The organism is Vogesella mureinivorans (genome assembly GCF_007644035.1).
Lineage (GTDB): Bacteria > Pseudomonadota > Gammaproteobacteria > Burkholderiales > Chromobacteriaceae > Vogesella > Vogesella mureinivorans.
This window is the reverse complement of sequence record NZ_VMTV02000993.1, coordinates 1-254: the sequence shown is the minus strand read 5'-3', so window position 1 is coordinate 254 and position 254 is coordinate 1. Positions and strand designations below refer to the sequence as shown.

The window sequence follows — 254 nt, the reverse complement described above, 5'->3', positions numbered from 1 at the left end:
CCTTGGCTACGCGTTGGCCCCCAAGAAAGACCCGCAGTACGCGATCTGGCGAGACATCCTGGTCCTTGCGAACGCCGCTGACCCGGAGAACCGTGTCAAGCGGGTCTCAAACTTGATGCGCCAGGTCGGCGGCATGACCGAAACGGAGGGGTCGTCGGCCGCACATCGCCTGACGATGTCGCTCATTGAGGAAGCGATGCTGGTCGGGCCTCGCTTCGGCTTCGAGGTGTCAAAGACACTGGCGGATTGGCATC

The 254-nt window shown here is 62.6% G+C and carries 1 protein-coding gene; it reads left to right on the top strand.

What is annotated here, in order from left to right; genetic code table 11:
* Positions 1-254 (top strand): hypothetical protein (locus FLQ44_RS21855; protein ID WP_147696049.1); only part of this gene is annotated, 254 nt, incomplete at both ends.